This window comes from Nitrospirota bacterium (genome assembly GCA_016214855.1).
Taxonomy (GTDB): domain Bacteria; phylum Nitrospirota; class Thermodesulfovibrionia; order Thermodesulfovibrionales; family UBA6898; genus UBA6898.
The window spans coordinates 164104-183816 of the sequence record JACRMT010000005.1; the positions used below are offsets into that span (position 1 = coordinate 164104).

Genomic DNA, 19713 nt, shown 5'->3' on the forward strand with positions numbered 1-19713 from the left:
GATGATTTACTCCAGATGCAGGGATTTCATATGGGCAAGAGAGCGCTGATATTCCTTTTGATCGAGCACAAAATCGCGGTAAGCAGAGCGGCTCCGAAACAGCCCCTCATCCCGAACACACAACGCATCTTTGGTTTCGTCCACATAGTACATTGCCCATGAAGGCCGAAATACCATTGCCCTTACGCTGCTGCAGTGCAATATGCAGGTGTGTCGGCATGATGCAGTACGAAATGCAGTAGCCTGCTATGCTCTTGGTAAAAACGTGATAGAAAGCATCGGTGGATAAATGATCTCTTTTTCATCCACCGAAATAGAGGGATTCCGTTCCCGGAAGCTGGCATAGGTGGCGGGGGAAAATGTCTCCGGATTTGCTTTTATCTCAAAACCGTACTGCCCCAGCACCACAAAATCCAGCTCTGTTTTATCCTGTGTTCTCCAAAAACCTTATTCCTTGCCTTTTGTGACTTCTGCAGCCAATGCCGCCAGTGGAATAGCCTCTGTGTCGGGCGCGAGCCGGTAGCGTTCGACGCCAGGATACACAACAAACTTTTTCGCAGGAGACATATCTGCACAGGCAGCGTAAAACCCGCGCTCCAGCTTCGGACTGAGGCTGCGTTTTATCTCGATGGCCCAGAGAGTTCCATCCGGCCATGACAGCAGCAAATCTACTTCGGCTCCTCCTCCGGTACGATAGAAAAAGCCCTGAACCTGCCCCATTCCGGCGGCAAGCAGATTTTCAATCACAAAACACTCCCAGCTTTGTCCAACTACCGGGTGGGCAAGCAGGCTTTCCTTGTCAGGTATAGCAAGCAAAGCATGAACAAGGCCGCTATCACGCACATACACCTTGGGTGACTTCACCTGTCTCTTGCCAATATTGGCATGCCAGGGCTGAAGACGTCTCACCAGCATCAGATCAACAAGGAGATCCAGATAGCTATTGACCGTTTTTACATCGATACCAAGATTGCGGGAGAATTGAGCCGTGTTCAGCAGACTACCCTGATTGTGTGCCAACATGACCCAGAAGCGACGCAATGTTTCCGCGGCAATTCGAGGACCAAACTGTGGGATATCTCTTTCAAGGTAGGTACGGATAAAATCCTGTCTCCAGCGCAGACTCAGCCCGGCATCCTGGGCAAGCAGACTTTCCGGGAACCCGCCGGCTACCCAAAGATTTTCTGATGCCAGTTCGCCGGTCTCCAATATATGAAAAGGGGATAGTTCAAGGTACGCTATGCGCCCTGCCAATGTTTCGCCGGACTGTTTCAGCAGATCAAGTGAAGCAGAGCCCAGCAGCAGGTAACGCCCGGCACGCTGGCCGTCGCGACGCCCCTGGTCAATGAGACCTCGCAGAACTGGAAACAGTCCAGGGACGCGATGCACCTCATCGAAAATTATCAGCCTGTCTATATGATCTGCAAGATACAGCTCTGGCTGAAGAAGTTTGGCACGATCCTTCTCTGATTCAAGGTCGAGATAAAGTGCATTGAGCTTTCGCCCTATTTCAAGAGCCAGCGTGGTCTTGCCCACCTGGCGAGGCCCAAGCAGGGCAACAGCAGGAGAGTATGCAAGCGCTTCTGCTATTTTTGGATACAGCAGACGGTATATCATATATGCAATTATGGAATATAACTCCCTGAATTGCAAGGATAAGGCGACAAGATGGCTGGTAACGTGCTGTTCACTATTCGCTATCAATACAAAATGCAAAATTATATTAACACAGGGTCTTCACGACATCCTTGCCAAAAGATTTCTTTAGCTCAAGTTGGAGAGATTCTTACCCGCTTCGATCTGCAAAAGAAAATCGTATCCTAACCCCTGCCGCTTATCCTCATACCGTGAAAAAGTTTCTGTCAGATCAACTTCTGCTTCCGGCCTGATGATGAAGGGATTCAGGAGGTAATAGGGGAGAGTCCTGAGGGAGCTCTGGGGGAGGTTGTACCTGAGGCGGATCTCGGCAGGAATCCTTGCACCTCCGGGGTGCAGGCAAATGGGAGGCTGGAGATGATTTACTCCAGATGCAGGGATTTCATATGGGCAAGAGAGCGCTGATATTCCTTTTGATCGAGCACAAAATCGCGGTAAGCAGAGCGGCTCCGAAAAAGCCCCTCATCCCGAACACACAACGCATCTTTGGTTTCGTCCACATACTCTCTATAGGAGGAATATTTCCATTGATCAGGGTCTTCGCACAAGTGTTCAGTTACCGGGTTCAGATGGATATATCGCGTAAGATGGCTTAGTTGCTCGTTGCTTTCGACCGGAACGTGTTTGAATCTGCTCTGCCATAAGGGTCCTTTTCTGCCGGAGCGTGTATTAAAGTATCGGGTGTAGCTGTTCAGCACATTGCCCATGAAGGCCGAAATACCATTGCCCTTACGCTGCTGCAGTGCAATATGCAGGTGTGTCGGCATGATGCAGTACGAAATGACATCAACAAGCAGATCCCTTGTCAGGCAGTATTTACTAAAAAACAGCTCTTTGTCCTGTAGTGATATATATGAGGAAAACCTGGTCGGGGGTTTTTCCAGGCGGTAATACTTGATGAGGTTGATCATGCGGGCATAGTCCTGGTCGTCCCTGAATATGCAGTAGCCTGCTATGCTCTTGGTAAAAACGTGATAGAAAGCATCGGTGGATAAATGATCTCTTTTCATGCAAATCATTATAATCATTGCACCTCCGGGGTGCAAGGATTTGGGTTAGGGGGTTAGTTTTTGACGGATGACACGGAGGAGGAAGGAGGGGTTTGATATGAAATTGCGGTACCAGATCACTTGTCAGATCATCATATCCCGAACGCTCCCCATACGCGATGGGTCGATTTTTCGGCAAAGTTATCGAAGGTGACGACATCCACCGAGATAGAGGGATTCCGTTCCCGGAAGCTGGCATAGGTGGCGGGGGAAAATGTCTCCGGATTTGCTTTTATCTCAAAACCGTACTGCCCCAGCACCACAAAATCCAGCTCTGTTTTATCCTGTGTTCTCCAAAAACAGATATCTTCATTCGCAACATGTGTGCTTAATTGTCTGAAACAGAGGTTTTCAAGAAAAGCTCCCCGGTCACTGCGAAGACGAAAATCACGAAAATCCCCTACGAGATAATTCCGCATTCCCATATCGGCAAAGTAAAGCTTCGGCATCTTGGTTAGTTCTTTACGGACATTGGTGTGGAAAGGTTTTATCATCACGGCATGAAATGACTTTTGCAGCACATACAGATAATTATCGATTGCCTGTACTGAAACCCCGATGGATTTTGATAGTTCATTGCGATTCATGAGTGAACCGACTTGCGCAGCAAGCATCTTGATCATCATGAAATAAGGTTCCGGATGTCTAATCCGCGACTCTAAAATATCCTTTTTTACCGAGGAGTTGATCAGGTCTTCCAATATCAGAAGCTTTTCAGCTTCATCGGTTGCAAGCACTACCGCCGGATACCCGCCGAAGCGGGAAAATTCGATAAAGAGCCGCACCAGTTCATCCCGTTGCAGCAAGGGGAGTTGCGACATTGCAGTAAAATTATCCGGAGAAAAGCGTGTTGGGAGCAGGTTTGCCAGATCTTCGCGCAGTTTGAACAGCAGAAACTCACTGAAAGAGAGGGTTGGCAGATGAAAAAGGCGTTTGCGTCCGGCAAGGGAGTCCGTGAATTTTTCGTCAATATAAAATGCCGAAGAGCCGGTTACCACCAGTTTCAGCCGAGTCCGATATTCATCAAAGAGGAGTTTCAGGAAATTTGAGGGGTTGTCCAGATATTGGATCTCATCAATAAACACCGTAGCCCGTTCACCTTCGGGGGGCAGAGGCAGGATTGAAAAGATGTTTTCAGGTGCCTGGTTAAGCAAAGCCACATATTCAAGGCGTTCCAGATTGATGAAATGTGCCGTATTTCCGTGCTGCAGGCAATCCTTGTAAAGCTGACGCAGAATGGTTGTTTTGCCGGTCTGCCTGGCACCAACAATCACCAGGATCAAATCGCTTGCCATTGCATCGCTTATGGGATTATAAAGGCTCCTATTTGTCATGCATTAATAATAACCGATATTTAACGTTTAGTAAACTAAAATAAGCAAAGAATATAAGGCTGGCAAAGTGGATAGCATTGTCATTATAATCATTGCACCTCCGGGGTGCAAGGATTTGGGTTAGGGGGTTAGTTTTTGGCGGATAAGATGTCCTTGAAAGGATTCAGTGAACTGAACAGCCCTTTCATGCCAACTGTCGCCCCCATCTGCAAGAGCATACAGAAACCCGGTATCAGCGACAACCGGCCCTCTTATGCGCGCTTTTTCCAAAGCAGCTCCTCGTGCCTTTCCGCTACATTTTTTCTGCCGCTTTTCCCTATTGCAACAAAGCTCAATTTTCTGCCATCGGGTCGCTTCTTTTCAAGATATAATGACATTGCTTCTCTGACCGTCTCAGCAAGACTTTTGCTTTCACGACGGGATACGGACTTCAGCTCCTCAATCATGGAGTCGTCAGCAAAAATAGTTGTTCTTTTCATGTAAACCTCCTCGCATATTTTATGGCATATATATGCTATATGATATCATAATTAGGCAGTTCACGGGGATTAATGCTTAACCTGCCGCGCAGGACAAGAGGCCAGCGTGACCTGTTCGGCTTGCACAGCCGAAGCAGGCATCTGTAAAGCAGTGCGGTAATCTTTTCGCCTAACAGTGACTGCCCGTGAATACGATATTTCGGTTCAAGCCGGAAAGATATCATTTTGAGGTGAACTGTGTTCAATAAGAGCGAAATGTCATTATAATCCTTGCACCTCCGGGGTGCAAGGATTTGGGTTAGGGGGTTAGTTTTTGACGGATGACACGGAGGAGACGGGGCGATGCCTGCGCTATTAAGCCGTAGAGATCCATTTTGCGCGCTTCTCAGAAAGGATGACAAGGTGATTCTTAAATAAATGCCCACTATGGGAGCTTAAAAAGGGAATGAGGAGATTAATGATCTTTTCCGAAGTCGTCGGATGGACTTTTATGCGAACTACTCCGGGATGAATGCTCAGAGGAAGCACTGTCCAATCGCCAAAATGTTCATCAAGGGTTATCAGAATGCGGCTATCATCAATAGCTTTCCGCAGGATCTGAGCATCATCTGATCGGGCATCCCCTGTTTCCGAAGCCCGTATGACATCGTGACCGTCACCGCGCAGAGCTTCAGCAAGATCGAGATGGAACATCTGGTCGAGATAGAGTCTTAGAGGCTCAGGCGCCAATGGTCTCTAACTCGGAATGGTCGAGGGATGCCTTTGCATACATGAGCGCAGCATGGATATCTTCCCTCTTGAGCTCAGGGTAGCCTTCAAGGATGGACTCCCACGATGCTCCTTCTGCTATCTGCTCAAGAATGACGGTTATCGGAATGCGGGTACCCTTGATTACCGGTTTTCCATTACAAACCCTTGGGCTAAGTTCAATGCGGCTATCGTCATCCATATCTGACTCCTTTCACGCGATTATTTTCATTATAGCATAGTTAGAGAGAGCGCTCTTTGCCATTGGAGGTGTGCGCATCTACGAACTGATACCTTATCCGCCCCAGCGGCTTTACTTCCATTACCTCTACGCTTCCACGACTTACGTCTTTACGCCGTTAAGCGAAATGTCATTATAATCCCTGCACCTCCGGGGTGCAAGGATTTGGGTTAGGGGGTTAGTTTTTGACGGATGACACGGAGGAGGAAGGAGGGGTTTGATATGAAATTGCGGTACCAGAGGCGGCGGGGTTCGCGGAGGAGACGGGGCAGCCATTCAAGCCCCAGTTTCTGAAATACAGGATGGGAACGCTTCACATTGCCTGTGTAGAAATCAAAGACAGCGCCGATTGCACCGATGAATTTTACCTTAAGCCGGTGTCTGTTCTGATATATCCATTTTTCCTGCTTCGGTGCAGTCATGCCGACCCAGAGCACATCCGGCGCTGCAAGATTAATTGCCTCCACCATCAGTCTATTGTAGGATAAGTTCGGTTTTTGCGTATTGTTCAACAATTCCTGTAAGGTCTTTCAGATACTCAGTTATGAACATACTCAATACTTTTCAATTTCTGGATATCCTCAATTATGCGCTTGCGCAATTGCAATTCCCCTGACCACTGAACATATTCTTCATCTCCTCCATGCAGATCATCAGCTGAGGCATCTTTGAGAAAGACATCAGAAGCAATGTTATGCCGCTCTTCGAGCTGGCTTATTATCTTGTCTGTTTTGTTCAATGCCAACGCAAGTCTGCTCAGCTCCGCCAAGACGGCTGTTCTGACCAGTTCAGCACTTTCCTCCCGATCCGATATGATTTTGACATTGCTCATAGTCGCCTCCTCTTCGCTTGCTTTCCTTCAGGATAATATAGCTTTTTTAAATATATCCATCAACATTTTAAAATTGTGCTCAGCAGTGTATTTGGTCTGAAACTCAGCATGGGCATTCCTGGCGAATGTGCCCGACAAGCGAAATGTCATTATAATCATTGCACCTCCGGGGTGCAATGATTTGGGTTAGGGGGCTCGGCTCTCAGCTTTTGAACTCACACTTCACGCTTTACGGCCTCTTTGTTTTTTTGAACAGCATGATGAAGGGATTCAGGATGTAATAGGGGAGAGTCCTGAGGGAGCTCTGGGGGAGGTTGTACCTGAGGCGGATCTCGGCTGAAGAAGGGAATATCCTGCGAAGGAGGATCCTGAATATATCGACAGGGGACTCAAGAAGGATCAAAAACATGACCATTCTGAGACGAGAATTCACCGGAGGCTTGAAAAATCCTGTAATGACCTTATCTTTAAGAATGGCATAGCCAAGCATCCGGTTGCACTGGAAAGCTTCCGGGATCTGTATAAAAAAAATATCATGCAGGAGATTTATGGTAAAGTTTGCGAGTCGTTCCATCTTTAATGCCCTGGCAGATCTCATAAACGTCCCCCAGTCAAAGGCGACATCCTGCCTGGAAATTACAATAAGGGGAAGCATGAAAAACCGGAGCGGCAGAAAGCCATGGGAAAATAACCGCGAGATCAGATAGAGAAGATGTTTCTCATTTGACAGCTGAAAGAACTTTTGTTCGCGATATTCGATCTCCTTCAGATCCTCCCACCAGTAATCTGGATCAGCACTGAAGTAGCGCTTCACCAGGTTCCAGTGCAGTTCCAGCACAGTGTTATCTCTGTAAAAGCGGAGGTGATAGGAAGCTGTCAACTGGTCCTGCTCACCAATCCCTTTGCTGAGATCATAGCCGGCTGCAATAAGGGTTTTCTGTGCAACATGCAGATCATCCCACTGGACAAACAGATCTAAATCAGAAGTGGGGTAAAGACCCATATCGCCAAGCAGGGTCTCGGCTGCAAAAGAACCCTTCAGAGGGATGGAGTTTATCCCAGCCCTGCGCAAGATATCAATGAGCTGCAAGGTCTTTTCAAGATGGTCTGCATTTCGCTGGATGTTCATTATGTAGTGTGTCATCAGCCGCTGCATGACTTCATGAGGAACGATCTGAAAAGTTGAAAGGTTTTTATAAAGCAGCGGCGTCACCTGGTTCAGGTTAGCCTGCTGGATCAACCGGTTATAGTCGAGCGGCCTTGCTGTGTCGGACAGAAGGGTCTGAACCTCCTGCATCACCATATCAGATGGCATAGGCTGGGAGAGGAGGAGAACAATACGCTCTTCAGGAGATAACTTCATAGGAGTATTGTAGCAGCAAGCTGAATGTGTCCGGCAAGAGACACGTTAGGATAATCATTGCAGCACCGGGGTGGAGGGATTCGGAGATGAAGCTAAGTGGCCAAAAACGACAGCGTTACCAGTGTTTCTCGATCGCTTTTTGAAGCAGGGCCTGCATCCAACCTGAGATGTTTTCAGTCTGGTACAATCGGCCCATGACATCCCTCGCCCGGCCTGCATCGATGAGGGCCTCCTTTGCAGAAAGAACTGCCTGTTCAAGAAGCGCTTCAAGTGCGGCGTCATCAGTTTCATAGAGGTCAAGGTGATCAACAAGCTGATCCTTTTCTTTATCTGCGAGTCTGTAAAAAAGATAGCCCTCCTTTTTTGAGAGCTGCTCTATGCCAAAGGTGAGCATTGTGCCTGCGGGGTATTCTGACGGTAGTTCGGGACGATCTTCTGAAGGGTGGGGATCACCTCATCAACTGCATTCTCTTTGATAATGCGTTCGAATTCATCAATATGGCACTGCAGTGCCTGGTAGCTGGGAATATATGATGGGATCGCTGCACGTATCTTCTCGTGAGGCGTAGCTGTTGCCAGTTCTGTTTCGTCGAACAGCTCCTCATATAACTTTTCCCCGGGTCTCAGACCGATAAACTCTATCTGTATATCTTCATACGGCACCATGCCGGAGAGTCTTATGATGTTTTCGGCAAGCTCCACGATCCTTATCTGGTCGCCCATCTCGAGAACGAAGATGTCACCGCCCTTGCCCAGGGCTGCGGAGATAAGCACCAGCTGAACTGCTTCTGGTATGAGCATGAAAAACCGCTTTATGTCAGGGTGGGTTACCGTGATCGGGCCACCGTTTCGCAACTGCTCCCTGAAGGTATTGACAACGCTGCCATTGCTCCCCAGAACATTGCCGAACCGCACGGTCGTGAACTTTGTTGAAGAACTATCGTTTATACAGAGGCCCAGGAACTCTGTCACACGTTTCGTTGCACCCATCACATTGGACGGGTTGACCGCCTTGTCAGTAGAAATCGTCACAAAGCTCGCCGTCCCGTATTGCGAAGCTGCCTGTATCAGATTTCGCGTGCCGAAGATGTTGTTCTTCACCGCCTCAAGAGCATTCAGTTCCATGAGCGGCACATGTTTGTGCGCAGCAGCATGGAACACCACCTGGGGTCTGAACTCGGAGAAGAGTGCGGCAACCGATGCGGCATCCCGCATATCGCCGACAACAGTCACTATAACGGGTAATGTATGAGGGGTAATGGGTGAAGGGGTCTGTGCGTTGCTCTTTGCTCTTTGCTCTTTGCTCCTCAGTTCCATATCAATAGCGAAAAGCCCATTTTCATAGCGGTCAAAAAGTACAAGTTTTTGCGGACCATAAAGCATGATCTGCCTGCAGAGTTCAGAGCCGATCGAGCCGCCCGCGCCGGTAACCAGCACAGTTTTGCCTTTGATATGAGCATATACCTCCTCGATATCCGTGCGTATCTGCTCCCTCTGGAGAAGGTCTTCAAGAGACAGCGGCCTGATATGAGAGACGGTCACATTCCCCTCAACAATATCATGCAGACCGGGAAGGGTCTTTACCGGAAGGTTAAACTGCTTGCAGTATTCATAAACCTCCCGAATGACCTTTGCGCTCATTGCAGGTAGCGCGATCAGGATCTCATCCGGTTGGTGTTGCGCCACCACTGCGGCTATTCGCTCTCTTGGGCCGAAGATCGGCAGACCGTGGATCTGCATCCCGCGCTTGTGCAGATCGTCATCGATAAACCCGATCGGTTCTATGTTATAACGGGCATTGTTCAGCATATCCCGCACGATCATCTCACCGGCATCTCCCGCACCAATAATAAGTACTTTTTTTGAAGAGACCTGCTTCTCAAGATATTCGCGGAAAACCCTGAAACCGAGCCTTGTGCCGCCTGAGATCATCAGGAGCAGCAGACCGTCAAGAATATAAATGGACCGAGGATAGTGTGTATCGTTCAGAATGAGTCTGACCAGAACAAAGAAAAGGCCGCTTCCAAGAAGGATTGTCCAGACGAGCTTGACAAGATCCCGGACACTCGAATATTTCCAGAGGTCCTTGTACAGGCCAAAGCCTGTGTACATGGCAAGACGGATCGCGAGCAGGGCAGGAAGATAGCCGATGAAATTTGAGAACTGGTCGTTATGCGATAGTGGGGAAATAAACCCGTCGAACCTGAGAACAAAGGCAAAGTAATTCGCTGCAGCGACCTGCAGCAGATGAAGTAGAGCGACCATAATCCGCCTATAGCGGAATATCGCATTTCTGAGAAATGTGTAGATTTTTGTAGTAAGAAGTTGCCCCATTTTTGTCCGTTACCTGCTTCTTCTTTCGTATGTTACAGGCATATCCAATGAGAATAATTTACCAGAAAAAGAGCTGCCATTACAAATTAAAGGGCTTGGTTGATAAAAGGAGGAAACCTGACAGGTCTGCACTACTGAATTTCCTTCTTAATAAAATCGATAAGGGCATTGTCAATCCAAAGGCCTGGGTGCTGTCAGTCAGAAATACCCGGCTATTTTTCGGTCGATATGTTCCAACGTATTCACCAGGGGAGTTTTTGAAACAATAAATCCGATAGAGACGCCCATACAATTCGCGAACATATCGTAATAAGAAAAGGTCCGGTACCCGGACATCCCCTGAAGATACTCAAGAACGATACCCATGAGAACAAAAAAACCGGCAATGAACCATCCAATACGAGAATTAATAATCAACTGGGCAAAGTAGAACATCAGAATAGCGTACGCAATGATATGGCCCGGCTTAAGATCATTTTCGATCTGCAGATAATCCAGGAACGTATCGGTCAGCGATAAATATATAACTGCCGCTACCAGCGCCATGCCAATAAACAGCCATAATAATTTAAGTTTCAAGGGACGAAATATATTCATTCAGGGCTAACAAGGAGTAAATTGCGAAGCGTAAGGTATGAGGTGTAAGAAGCAGGGAGTAAGGAGTAAAAACATGTCAATCATCACTTCCTCTAATGCTTTACTCCTTCTCGTTTTACCACCTTGAAGAAGGTGCGGAAGAGGATCTTGATATCAAGGGCAAAGGATCGGTGCTTCAGATAATACGCGTCAAAATCGACCTTAACCGGTATCGGCAGTTCATCGCGGCCGTTAATCTGCGCCCAGCCGGTGAGGCCCGGAGTCAGTCGATGGATGCCCTTATTGGTTCGCAGTTCGATCAGATCGTCCTGATTGAAGAGGGCAGGGCGGAGAGTTTACAGATTTGTACTTACATATCAGCTTGCCTGCTTGTTAGCTTGTTAGCTTGTCAGCCTTCTGATTGTCTCAACGATTCTCTCTAAATCAATTTCTGTCATCGCTGTGCCGGAAGGCAAACATAACCCTCGGGCGAAGAGGTCTTCGCAGACGCTGCCACCGCGCATAGGCGCACCTTTGAAGACCGGCTGCAGATGCATCGGCTTCCAGACAGGGCGAGACTCGATATTCTCTTTTTCGAGGGTCTGCCGAACTGCCTCGCGATCAGCACCGAAAACTTCTGGTGTGACCAGAATGACAGTCAGCCAGCGGGTGGCCCGTCCGTAAGAGGCCTCAGGCATGAATTCTATTCCTGGAATTTCAGATAGGGCCTTACGGTAATAGTCACATATCCAGCGCTTTCTTTCTACCCGCTCATTAAGAACTTGCAGCTGGCCTCGGCCAATAGCAGCCACAATGTTGCTCATCCGGTAGTTGTAGCCTATCTGCGTATGCTCGTAATGAGGGGCTGCATCCCGCGCCTGATGGGAAAGGAATTTTGCCTTTTCTATGAGCGCAGCATCGTCAGAGGCCAGCATGCCTCCGCCGGATGTGGTGATGATCTTGTTTCCATTGAAGGAATAGACTGTAAAGGCTGCACCGCGTCCTGCCTGCCGATCCTTATACGTTGCCCCAAGGGCCTCTGCAGAGTCTGAGACCACAGGGATACTATACTGATTGCAGCTATCGAGTATCCGGTCTATATCAGCAGCCTGCCCCAGGATGTCTGCGGTAATGACCGCCTTCGGCAGTCGCCCCTGCTTATTTCTGAATGTCAGCTCTTCCTTCAGCAGATCGGGGTCAATATTCCACGAATCCCTGTCAGAATCGATGAAAGAAAGCGTTCCACCCAGAAAGGTGACTGGGCTGACGCCGCCAATGAAGGTAAAAGAAGGCGCGATAACTTCATCGCCCGGGCCAACCCCCAGCAGGCGCAGGGCAAGATGCAGGGCAGCCGTGCCGCTCGAGACGGCAAGTGAATGGGGAATACCGATTAGCGCAGAAAATTCCTTTTCAAATGCATCAACGTGCGGCCCTAATGGCGCGATATAGTTGCTTTCAAAGGCCTGTTTGACAAATTCAAGCTCCTGTCCGCCCATGTGGGGAGGGGAGAGGAAGATGCGTTTATGGTTATTCGACATTCTTCTTTTTGCGTTTTTTTACAACTTTAGCCGGAACACCAACTGCCGTTGCATTGTCAGGGATATTCTTATTCACAAAGCTGAAGGCCCCTATTACAGCATTTTCGCCAACAGTCACTCCGGGCATTATGACACTGTGGCTGCCGATCTTACAGTTTTTCTTTAATAGAACCTGCCCGATTTTATTGTCAATGGTAGAAATGGAATAGATTGAACAGTGCGAGCCGAGCTGCACATAATCTTCTATAACAACGCCGTGCTTTGCATTAATATAAGTAAATGCGCCGATGTCGGTTTTATATCCGAGTTTAAGATTGTCCTTGTGCTGGATCAGCCAGTTGTATTTGGTCAATTTCCCGTCCTTGATAACCGGCGGCTTCCAGTCTTTGAATCTCTCGCTCATATTTCTTTTTTGCTCCCTTTAAATTTTTCCATTGTAGCATGTCCCTCATGACTAATACCCTCCCGTTTAAGCACACTTAAAATTGTAAGCCCTAATATCTTCAAGTCAAGCCAAAGGGAGCGATTGTCAACATACCAGACATCAAGATCAAACTTCTCCTCCCAGCTGATTGCATTCCTGCCGTTAACCTGTGCCCATCCTGTTATGCCGGGTTTAACCTCGTGACGACGTGCCTGTTTGGGCGAATACAAAGGGAGATATTCCATCAGAAGCGGTCGTGGACCGACCAGGCTCATATCACCTTTAAGGACATTCAGCAGTTCAGGCAGTTCATCAAGGCTTGATGCTCTCAGAAACTTCCCAAAGGTTGTAAGTCTTTGCTCATCGGGGAGAGAGTTGCCCTGAGCGTCAACCTGCATAGTCATGGTCCTGAACTTATAGATCTGAAATGGGACGCCATTCAAACCAGGTCTTTCCTGCGAAAAAAAAACCGGAGAACCGAGACGAATTCTTACAAATAAGGCAATGAACAGCAGTATGGGAAAAATAAGAAACCCGCCTGTCATCAGCAGACACAGGTCGAATATCCGCTTACTCGCGATTGATTTTATGCTCATAATATTCTAAAAATGACTTGACCAACAGGTCTTTCGAAAAATATTTTTCGGCTCTCTGACGCGCATTATTGCCCATCATATTGGTTTTCTCCCTGTCTGTCATGAGCATTTTCAAGCAATTGTACAGCTCTGCCACATTCTGTCTTTCGTGTAACAGGCCGGTTATTCCATCAACAATTGCATCTGATATTCCGTAAATATTTGACCCAATTGAAGGAATACCTGATGCAGCCGCCTCAATAATTACTGAACCAAATCCCTCCCGATGACTCGGCAGACAAAAAACGTCTGCAGCCGCCATATACTTTTCAGGGACATCTGTGTAACCTTTATAAATTATTCTTCTCGTGTCGATATTGTCACATGATATTTCATCCTTCAAAATACCTTTTTCATCCGGGCCGACAAGGAGGAGATAGGCGTTATGGTATTCAGCAGACAACTGTTTAAATGCCCTGAGCAATTCCGGAATGCCTTTTTCCCTATTAAGCCGTCCCAGAAATAAAAAAAGAAACGCCTCCGGGGGAACACCTATTTCCATTCTTATGGTGCTTCTCGCAGCACTGTCGGGATGAAAGCGCTGAATATCTACACCACTTATCGAACCCTGGGCAAGGACTGATGAGTTCTTTTCATAGATAACCCTCTCGCTTAATAAAAAAGCCCGTTGAGATACACTATCGACCAGAACATCTGTCGAGCAATAGTAAATTATTCTATCAAACATCTTTAAAAACCAGCGAAAAAAGCCGGTCCTCGTCGCCCATACCTGTCCGGTAAACGTATGGAACCGCAAGGGAATTCCTGCCGCCAGTGCCGATACCATAGCCAGCAAACCGGCCTTTGGCGTTACCGAATGCACTATGTCGAAGCGTTCCTTTCGAAACAGATCATAGAGTGCTTTCAGCGCCCGCAGATCTTTCAGGGGAGATATACTTCTCTCAATCGGAATGTGCAACGACCCGACATTGGGCAATTGAAGCCGGCTCATACGTTCTCCCGCATAGTTTGCGACAACAACCACCTTATGATGAGCACTCAATGCCTCTATATAACTCAGCAGAAAACTCGTTATCGTCAAGGGCGACGAAACAACAAAACAGATTTTTGGGGTCAATCGGTCTTCCCTGTCAACGGTCATGCGTTATCTCATACACGGCAACACCAAGCGGTGGCAGCTTTATAAAAACAGCCCCGCGTCTGAGCCGGATATTTTTTTGGCTGCATTCATCAAAGAGACAATTTCCTGTTGAGTCGGTCATACCCTCAACAGTCAGCTCCCCCTCTGTCTTGCGTCTTGAGTCACTGGCGATAAAGAGATATGTCTTGCCCTCCGCCTCTTTGATTGAGGCGTGAAGGGCGTTGTTCCGGGGTGAAAAAACAGCCCTCTTCCCTGAATTAGGTATTAGCAGGATTGGCTCAAGACTTTTCAATTCTCTCATTACCGTGCGAAGCACTTCGACGTCCTGCGGGTGTTCCTTCGTGTACCAGCCACTCTTTTTGTCCAGCCGGTCATCCCATGCGTAAATGCCAAGCCCATTAGCCCCTGAAATGACAGCCAGATAGGCCATGCTTCTCAATTCCTCAATTGACGGCCGCTTATCTCCATATTGGTCCAGAATAGTCCATACCGGCTTTAAACCGGCAACAGCCCTGACTGCAGCCTTCGTGGCATCAGCTACATGACGAAGAGAGACATTGGGCAATGGATAGGGATCACAGGCAAGAATATCGGCCCCTTCTGCAGTCTCTGCAAACCTTGTCTCATTGTTCTGGGTGCAATACACCGGGCCGTCAGGAGCCAGTAATTTGACGACATTGTAGCTCTCCTGGACCTTCTCAAGTGAACCCCACGGCTCGTCGAAGCCGGACCATGCCAAGAGGGCCGGATGATCCTTAAAAAGGGGTACTCTGTTGAGATTCCCGAATACCGTGTTCCCCTCTATCATAAGATACACCTTCTGCTTTAGCGCTTCGTCCAGGCATGTTTTGATATCTGCCATGGTTTTTTCGTTGGTACCTCCAATACCCATGAACCCAAGACTCGGGCCCCTCGGTGCGATAATATTAAAACCCATTCCTGCAAGTTCCTCGTAATCTTCGGGGAAGGCATGATAGATCATCAGAGGGAATAGTTTTCTCCTGTTTACCGAAATAGATTTATCGGGATTTATCCCTACTTTGCCCGACGGAGTAACGTTAGAAATCCTCACGGTTTTTGAAAATATCATCTCATTGCCGGCATAGGATTTGACACTCAGCGTATGGAGGGCCCCTTTCCATTTCGGGGCCTCAATATCGATGATCTTTCTCTCATATGAATCGAGAGCCACTCTCTTCACTACCTTGCTCGCACCGTTAGGCGCCTCCAGGAGGATCGCAATATCAAGCGGCAGTTTGAGTTTGCGGTCAATATGGTCTACAACTATTGCGATCTTGCCCTCATAGGGCAATTGGTGCACATACGCCTCCATTGGCGGCACGGATCCCATCGGACGGACACCTCTTGAAAGCCTGATCTCTGCAACGCAGACGTTCCTCATATCGCGCAGGAATTCAAGCGGCCGGGCCGGTTCTGTCAGTAGCGGAGCAGGCTCTGTTCTTGCGAGGTACCGGGTCCTGTCAAGGCCGCCGTCAATCCACGAGCGGATGACCTTCATATCCTGGTCATAAGTGACTGCTACATGGACCCACTGGTTGGCAGGGATGCTCATGGCTCCATAAAAGGCTTCGCCTCCGACAGGATAGTATTTGTATTGCATAAACGAAGTCGTCGCGACGTTCTCTGTCGGAAAACTCATCCATGAGTTGTTTAATTTATAGTCCTTGATAGCAAAGGCAAAGGAACCCATCTTAAGCGCCAGCAAGCCACCCTGATTGATGCTGCTTCCCTCCTCAAGATAAAGCCGGGCCTCAAGGGTAAAGCCTCCATTAAAGCTGATTTTGCCACCATCTTCAACGGTAATCCCGTTGCCTATGCTGTCACCGAATTTCAGGCACTTGCCGAATCTCAGATCACTGACAACCTCACCTCCATTGACCACGGGCTGGAATCCGCCTCTCCTGTCCACCAGCCTGTTTTCAGTCTGATCAACTTCAAGCAGGAAGAGGGTCTGATCATTCTGGCCTGAAGCGGCATGCGCTATCGTGTAGCCTGGAAAGATGAGAAGAGCGATAAAGGCAGATAAAGCCGTCAGGAGTAAAAGCAGCGCTTCTAACATCCCATCAGCTCGGGTTTTCATTTTGACCATCTTCATATATGCTTTCTTAGTCCAGGCCCGGCACCCTGGTAGCGAGCACCTGCGCGATTTCCGACTGTATCTTTTCCAGCATCTGAGGGTCGCTTATATTTCTGTTCCGTCCCTTTGCTGCAGCAAGCGGCAATAACCCAAACAAGGCAGCCACCCGCAGTGCGTTGCTGCGCGCATGAGATCGTAACAATTCCAATACTGTTTTGCCGATACCGAGTGAAGCGGGACCGTATTGCCTTATCAAACGTCTTAAGACAGAGTGAGAAGCGATCACCTTTTCCAGAGAGAGCCCGCTTTCTTCGCGACAGAAATAGAGGGGCTCGCTGATCATATGGACATTTTCCGCTCTCAGCTGCCCCTGATGATAGGTGCGGCACCAGAGCTCAGCGTCCTGTGACCGCGGACAGTTGAGGTCGTAGGGATTTCGCCTGAACCAGGACCTGCGGCCAAGCAGAGGAGCGTGGGCTATCGCCTGCCCTCTTAACAGCCCTATCATGTCGATAAATCCGGAACCACCCCGATACCCGACAGGTTGATTGTCTGCAGAGAGCATAGCCATGCCGGAGGTAACGATCTGTATTTTGGGATCAGACATGAACCGGAGCTGTTTAAGAAAACGGGAAGGGGACATCATGTCGTCCGCATCCATGCGGCTGATAAGATCATATTTTGCCTCTGAGACAATCTGGTTGAGCCTGGCCGGGAGCCTCAGGTTCATCCCATCAGAAACAACACGGACCCGAGGGTCCTTAACCGATCTTGCCAGCTCAAGCGATCGATCGGATGAACCGTCGTCCATCAGGATCAGTTCCCAATCTTCATACGTCTGTGCAAAGACAGAACGGACGGCACCCGGCAGTGTGGCTTCGTTATTGTAAAAAGGAATTCCTATCGTGATCGGCATAGTCAGTTCTGTCCCGGGATTTCCAGAAATAGCTTAATCACTGCATATACATGGTTAAATCCCTATCCTGCTGACCCATTCTGCAAGGGCAGGATTAAAGGTATAGGGAACCATATTGCTGAACCTGGTAAGGCTCATGCCATAATACATCAAGTAGAGCGGCACAAAATAAAAGAGGAATATCGGTCTTTGCCTGTTCCTGATATTTTGATAGACAATCGGCCATAGCAGTATTTCGCTCAGGGTAAAATACCAGCCTAAGCGACGAATGCCCGAAGCGCTCGTTTCCAGGATTGCCGACGCAATGGCGATGACCGTCGCCAGCAAGAACATATTCAGCAAGGCATCGTATTTGTCGCGGTCCACAACAACAAACCTCTTGAACATAAGGAAGAAGGCACACAATGTGCTGGTGAACGCCAGTGAAAGCAGGCCTAAGCCCTCTTCTGAGGCTTCACCGTATTGACCATAGCGCGGGTCGATGTATTGGCCTATTTCAATAAAGTATTCGAAAAAGAGAACCCCCACGATCCCTGACAGGAGAATAATGAAGTATATTCGCGGCGTGCTTTTTCGCGTAATAAGAAAGTAGGCCGGCAGTGCAATGAGGACGCTTTTATGAAAGAAATAGGCTGCTGCTACTACAAGAAGATACAGCCAGAACTTTCGTCTATAGATTGCTCCTATAGACAGAAAATAGATTGAATTTGCCAGCCCGTGTCTAATGCCATTATATGAGACAAATAAATAGCCGGCCACGAGCAGCACAAAAAAAGAGAGCTCCGGTCCTGAGGAATATTTTCGAATCACCCAGACAAAGCATGAAGTAACAACCATGGCAATCAGGAAAAAGAGGGCCATGTAATTGTCTGAAATAAAATGCGCTGTCCAGGCCAGGATGAAAAACCCGGGTTCCAGTGGTATCTCAAAGATGTCTGAGAATTCCCTCAGGTGCTCGAACCATCGGACATAATTCCCTGAGTCTGTGCCTACATAGCTGCTGCGCAGACCGGCAACGATGACCATTGCGGCAAGTGCAATAAAATACAGGATGCTCAGTGGCAGCCTCGCTGCAGTCAACCTATGGGCAAAATAAATTGAAGTTATTACGATCAGAAGAAGGACAAAATAAATGATCATGACTCCTCCGGAAATATCAGGGCATCGGGCAGTTCCATGGGGCAATTCATCATGTTACTGCCAGTCGCTTTTTATAGGTATCCACTAAATTGTTCAACGATGACTCGATCGAAAACGGACTATTTCGCACAAGAGCGGTCCCCTCGGCCACGGCAATCCTTTTTCGGATAGCCATTTCAACGCTGTCTGCCCATACAGAGGGGGGGGCCGTCAGCGGAACGGTTATTACACGGCCTGAAAAGTATTCGGTATAATCCCGGGTAATCGTATCGGAACAGACCGTACAGAGTCCGCTTGCCACCGCCTCGAGACCTACAACAGGCAGGCCTTCAAAAAGGGAGGGAAGTAAATGGACATCGAACCCGTGGACCATGAGAGAAGGAACATCGTCGCAGAGACCGGGCAGAAGGACCCGATTATCGAGTCCAAGCGATTCTGCTTCCTCTTTCAGATAGGGACGTCGGGGCCCGTCTCCGGCCAGGCAAAGAATATATCTTTCATCTCTCCCGGCCAGTTCCCGAAAGATCTGCAAAAGAAGGGCATGGTTCTTCTGCGGCGTTAGGTCCATACTCCCCACATGGCCGATAACAACCGCATCTTCAGGGATCCCAAACATTTTTCGGAATTCCTGCCGCGTCCATCTGTCTTTGCTGCAGCCGAACTGGTCGGTCGGGACGCCACAGTAAATTGGCTTGCAGCGGGGATCTGATTTCCAGTGACGCCCCATGAAGTGCTGTCCCGCGTCGCTGCTGCAGGCCACAATATCTGTTGCATTCCTGAGGGTCAGAAAACGGTCCCACGTCTTAAAGCGCCAACGCCGCACCTGCATCTCGATTCCCTTCTTGCCCCGTGCTATTTGGGTATTGTGGCAATGAGCGACGCGGACAGGAACTCCGGCAGCAGCCGCCTCTTTCATCGCATCACCAAAAAACTCATCACCATGAACGTGAAACACATCGTAATTATTTTCTCCCAGAACACGCTTAAGAAAATGAGGGGCCTTCCCCAGGCCGACCATATCCAGCCTCTTTTGGACCCTGCTCCTTACCGGATGATAGTATATCCGGCAGCCGTATTTCTTCGCCTCATCTTCGTAGGCTCCGTTTGGCATGCCGAGGATAAAGTCAATTTGCAGTTCTTCGGAACGCTGGCGCAGGATGTTCATGAGCCACGTCTCTATGCCGCCACGATTCAGACTTCCTACACTTTGCAGAACGCGGATTGGCTGCTTCAGCATGACCTGTCTCTC

Annotated in this window: 19 protein-coding genes and 2 pseudogenes; all 21 read right to left on the reverse strand. The window is 48.6% G+C overall.

Annotated elements, in window-relative coordinates:
- Positions 1–447: 447 nt before the first annotated feature.
- The 21 genes and pseudogenes from HZB62_07410 to HZB62_07510 all read right to left on the reverse strand — a co-directional run bounded on the left by HZB62_07410 (position 448) and on the right by HZB62_07510 (position 19701).
- Positions 448–1617 (reverse strand): ATP-binding protein, encoded by a 1170-nt coding sequence (locus HZB62_07410; protein ID MBI5074979.1) that lies wholly within the window; start codon positions 1615–1617, stop codon positions 448–450.
- 401 nt (positions 1618–2018) lie between these two features.
- Complete coding sequence (locus HZB62_07415) at positions 2019–2666, reverse strand: transposase (protein ID MBI5074980.1); 648 nt, start codon at positions 2664–2666, stop codon at positions 2019–2021.
- A gap of 131 nt (positions 2667–2797) precedes the next feature.
- On the reverse strand, positions 2798–4000 hold the full coding sequence (locus HZB62_07420) for an ATP-binding protein (protein MBI5074981.1): 1203 nt from the start codon (positions 3998–4000) through the stop codon (positions 2798–2800).
- 290 nt (positions 4001–4290) lie between these two features.
- A complete protein-coding gene (locus HZB62_07425; GenBank protein MBI5074982.1) occupies positions 4291–4518 on the reverse strand; it encodes a hypothetical protein in 228 nt (75 codons plus the stop codon).
- Between the two features lie 354 nt (positions 4519–4872).
- Positions 4873–5211: a DUF5615 family PIN-like protein gene (locus HZB62_07430; GenBank protein ID MBI5074983.1), complete on the reverse strand. Its 339-nt coding sequence runs from the start codon at positions 5209–5211 to the stop codon at positions 4873–4875.
- 25 nt (positions 5212–5236) lie between these two features.
- Complete coding sequence (locus HZB62_07435) at positions 5237–5467, reverse strand: DUF433 domain-containing protein (protein ID MBI5074984.1); 231 nt, start codon at positions 5465–5467, stop codon at positions 5237–5239.
- A gap of 209 nt (positions 5468–5676) precedes the next feature.
- A pseudogene (locus tag HZB62_07440) lies at positions 5677–5949 on the reverse strand (WecB/TagA/CpsF family glycosyltransferase).
- A 95-nt stretch (positions 5950–6044) separates the two neighbouring features.
- Complete coding sequence (locus HZB62_07445) at positions 6045–6338, reverse strand: hypothetical protein (protein ID MBI5074985.1); 294 nt, start codon at positions 6336–6338, stop codon at positions 6045–6047.
- A gap of 229 nt (positions 6339–6567) precedes the next feature.
- Positions 6568–7701 carry a nucleotidyltransferase family protein gene (locus tag HZB62_07450; GenBank protein ID MBI5074986.1) on the reverse strand — a complete coding sequence of 378 codons (1134 nt, stop codon included), beginning with the start codon at positions 7699–7701 and terminating at the stop codon, positions 6568–6570.
- A gap of 115 nt (positions 7702–7816) precedes the next feature.
- A complete protein-coding gene (locus HZB62_07455; protein MBI5074987.1) occupies positions 7817–8095 on the reverse strand; it encodes a hypothetical protein in 279 nt (92 codons plus the stop codon).
- Positions 8077–9966, reverse strand: a complete 1890-nt coding sequence (locus tag HZB62_07460) for a polysaccharide biosynthesis protein (GenBank protein ID MBI5074988.1) — start codon at positions 9964–9966, stop codon at positions 8077–8079. The genes HZB62_07455 and HZB62_07460 overlap by 19 nt, the downstream gene beginning before the upstream one ends.
- Positions 9967–10233: 267 nt before the next feature.
- Positions 10234–10581: a VanZ family protein gene (vanZ, locus tag HZB62_07465; GenBank protein MBI5074989.1), complete on the reverse strand. Its 348-nt coding sequence runs from the start codon at positions 10579–10581 to the stop codon at positions 10234–10236.
- 143 nt (positions 10582–10724) lie between these two features.
- Positions 10725–10961: pseudogene (locus tag HZB62_07470) on the reverse strand (sugar transferase).
- A gap of 51 nt (positions 10962–11012) precedes the next feature.
- Positions 11013–12149, reverse strand: coding sequence for an aminotransferase class I/II-fold pyridoxal phosphate-dependent enzyme (locus tag HZB62_07475; protein ID MBI5074990.1), 1137 nt, complete (start codon positions 12147–12149; stop codon positions 11013–11015).
- A complete protein-coding gene (locus HZB62_07480; protein ID MBI5074991.1) occupies positions 12139–12552 on the reverse strand; it encodes an acyltransferase in 414 nt (137 codons plus the stop codon). The genes HZB62_07475 and HZB62_07480 overlap by 11 nt, the downstream gene beginning before the upstream one ends.
- The gene (locus tag HZB62_07485; GenBank protein MBI5074992.1) at positions 12549–13169 is read right to left on the reverse strand and encodes a sugar transferase; all 621 of its coding nucleotides are present in this window, start codon (positions 13167–13169) and stop codon (positions 12549–12551) included. The genes HZB62_07480 and HZB62_07485 overlap by 4 nt, the downstream gene beginning before the upstream one ends.
- Positions 13144–14193, reverse strand: coding sequence for a glycosyltransferase family 4 protein (locus HZB62_07490; GenBank protein MBI5074993.1), 1050 nt, complete (start codon positions 14191–14193; stop codon positions 13144–13146). Before HZB62_07490 ends, HZB62_07485 begins: the two co-directional genes overlap by 26 nt.
- 106 nt (positions 14194–14299) lie before the next feature.
- Positions 14300–16411, reverse strand: coding sequence for a hypothetical protein (locus HZB62_07495; protein ID MBI5074994.1), 2112 nt, complete (start codon positions 16409–16411; stop codon positions 14300–14302).
- 25 nt (positions 16412–16436) lie between these two features.
- The gene (locus HZB62_07500) at positions 16437–17324 is read right to left on the reverse strand and encodes a glycosyltransferase family 2 protein (GenBank protein MBI5074995.1); all 888 of its coding nucleotides are present in this window, start codon (positions 17322–17324) and stop codon (positions 16437–16439) included.
- A 54-nt stretch (positions 17325–17378) separates the two neighbouring features.
- On the reverse strand, positions 17379–18464 hold the full coding sequence (locus HZB62_07505) for an EpsG family protein (protein MBI5074996.1): 1086 nt from the start codon (positions 18462–18464) through the stop codon (positions 17379–17381).
- Between the two features lie 49 nt (positions 18465–18513).
- Complete coding sequence (locus tag HZB62_07510; protein ID MBI5074997.1) at positions 18514–19701, reverse strand: glycosyltransferase; 1188 nt, start codon at positions 19699–19701, stop codon at positions 18514–18516.
- Positions 19702–19713: the final 12 nt, after the last annotated feature.

What these genes read in the sequence shown, in the direction of transcription:
- HZB62_07500 (MBI5074995.1), bottom strand. Translation starts at nt 17,324, where the DNA reads ATGCCGATCACGATAGGAATTCCTTTTTACAATAACGAAGCCACACTG.
- HZB62_07425 (MBI5074982.1), bottom strand. Translation starts at nt 4,518, where the DNA reads ATGAAAAGAACAACTATTTTTGCTGACGACTCCATGATTGAGGAGCTG.
- HZB62_07430 (MBI5074983.1), bottom strand. Translation starts at nt 5,211, where the DNA reads ATGTTCCATCTCGATCTTGCTGAAGCTCTGCGCGGTGACGGTCACGAT.
- HZB62_07415 (MBI5074980.1), bottom strand. Translation starts at nt 2,666, where the DNA reads ATGAAAAGAGATCATTTATCCACCGATGCTTTCTATCACGTTTTTACC.
- HZB62_07480 (MBI5074991.1), bottom strand. Translation starts at nt 12,552, where the DNA reads ATGAGCGAGAGATTCAAAGACTGGAAGCCGCCGGTTATCAAGGACGGG.
- HZB62_07505 (MBI5074996.1), bottom strand. Translation starts at nt 18,464, where the DNA reads ATGATCATTTATTTTGTCCTTCTTCTGATCGTAATAACTTCAATTTAT.
- HZB62_07475 (MBI5074990.1), bottom strand. Translation starts at nt 12,149, where the DNA reads ATGTCGAATAACCATAAACGCATCTTCCTCTCCCCTCCCCACATGGGC.
- vanZ (MBI5074989.1), bottom strand. Translation starts at nt 10,581, where the DNA reads ATGGCGCTGGTAGCGGCAGTTATATATTTATCGCTGACCGATACGTTC.
- HZB62_07410 (MBI5074979.1), bottom strand. Translation starts at nt 1,617, where the DNA reads ATGATATACCGTCTGCTGTATCCAAAAATAGCAGAAGCGCTTGCATAC.
- HZB62_07510 (MBI5074997.1), bottom strand. Translation starts at nt 19,701, where the DNA reads ATGCTGAAGCAGCCAATCCGCGTTCTGCAAAGTGTAGGAAGTCTGAAT.
- HZB62_07435 (MBI5074984.1), bottom strand. Translation starts at nt 5,467, where the DNA reads ATGGATGACGATAGCCGCATTGAACTTAGCCCAAGGGTTTGTAATGGA.
- HZB62_07420 (MBI5074981.1), bottom strand. Translation starts at nt 4,000, where the DNA reads ATGGCAAGCGATTTGATCCTGGTGATTGTTGGTGCCAGGCAGACCGGC.
- HZB62_07445 (MBI5074985.1), bottom strand. Translation starts at nt 6,338, where the DNA reads ATGAGCAATGTCAAAATCATATCGGATCGGGAGGAAAGTGCTGAACTG.
- HZB62_07495 (MBI5074994.1), bottom strand. Translation starts at nt 16,411, where the DNA reads ATGAAAACCCGAGCTGATGGGATGTTAGAAGCGCTGCTTTTACTCCTG.
- HZB62_07485 (MBI5074992.1), bottom strand. Translation starts at nt 13,169, where the DNA reads ATGAGCATAAAATCAATCGCGAGTAAGCGGATATTCGACCTGTGTCTG.
- HZB62_07450 (MBI5074986.1), bottom strand. Translation starts at nt 7,701, where the DNA reads ATGAAGTTATCTCCTGAAGAGCGTATTGTTCTCCTCCTCTCCCAGCCT.
- HZB62_07460 (MBI5074988.1), bottom strand. Translation starts at nt 9,966, where the DNA reads ATGGTCGCTCTACTTCATCTGCTGCAGGTCGCTGCAGCGAATTACTTT.
- HZB62_07455 (MBI5074987.1), bottom strand. Translation starts at nt 8,095, where the DNA reads ATGCTCACCTTTGGCATAGAGCAGCTCTCAAAAAAGGAGGGCTATCTT.